Source organism: Micromonospora sp. KC721, from assembly GCF_004348355.1.
GTDB lineage: Bacteria > Actinomycetota > Actinomycetes > Mycobacteriales > Micromonosporaceae > Micromonospora.
This window is the reverse complement of sequence record NZ_SMJY01000420.1, coordinates 1-622: the sequence shown is the minus strand read 5'-3', so window position 1 is coordinate 622 and position 622 is coordinate 1. Positions and strand designations below refer to the sequence as shown.

Below are 622 nucleotides of genomic sequence, written 5' to 3'. Positions count from 1 at the left end.
CGCGAGCCTGTTCCGCAGCGCGTACGCGGTGAGTAGGTGGACAACCCGCCGGCTGATGGTCTCGACCCGAGACAGCTCTTCCAAGAGGTTGAGGGTCCATTGGGACTGGTGATCCGTGTCATGATCACTGACTGTCTTCGACTCCGCTACGAGATCGGTCAGGTCGCGGATCTGCTGCTCGACCCACTGTGCCAGGTCCTTGGGTACCGGCGCGGACTGCGACATCAGATTTACTCCCTTGACGGTCTCGTCTCTAATGACTAGAGTCGACTTCACTCGATGCTCTAAAGGCTAGAGCATAGACCTTGGGAGGAACAGACCATGCCGCAGACGTTCATCGTGGACCAGGCCGCGACTTTCCAGGCGGTTGCCTTCCTGGGCGCGGAGCCCCGGATTGAGTTCGGCACGCGGGACAAGCAGGAGACGACCAAGGACGGTCTTCCTCGCTGGGACGTGCAGGTCGTGGCCGGGTTCCGCGACAACCAGGTAGACGCGCCGAACTGTGAGGGCTGCGGATCGCCCCTGGAAGCCCGTACGCACTCCGGTGGGCTTCCGAAGCGGTTCCACAACGATGCGTGTCGCAAGCGGGCTCTGCGTGCCTCTCAGCGGTCTACCGACCCTG

The 622-nt window shown here is 62.4% G+C and carries 2 protein-coding genes; one reads left to right on the top strand and one right to left on the bottom strand.

Annotated elements, in window-relative coordinates; translation table 11 throughout:
• On the bottom strand, nt 1-225 hold a 225-nt coding region (locus E1182_RS30755; RefSeq protein WP_132271217.1), incomplete at its 3' end, for a hypothetical protein.
• A 96-nt stretch (nt 226-321) separates the two neighbouring features.
• Between E1182_RS30755 and E1182_RS30750 the strand changes: the two genes are divergently transcribed.
• Nucleotides 322-622 (top strand): hypothetical protein (locus E1182_RS30750; protein WP_207921590.1); only part of this gene is annotated, 301 nt, incomplete at its 3' end.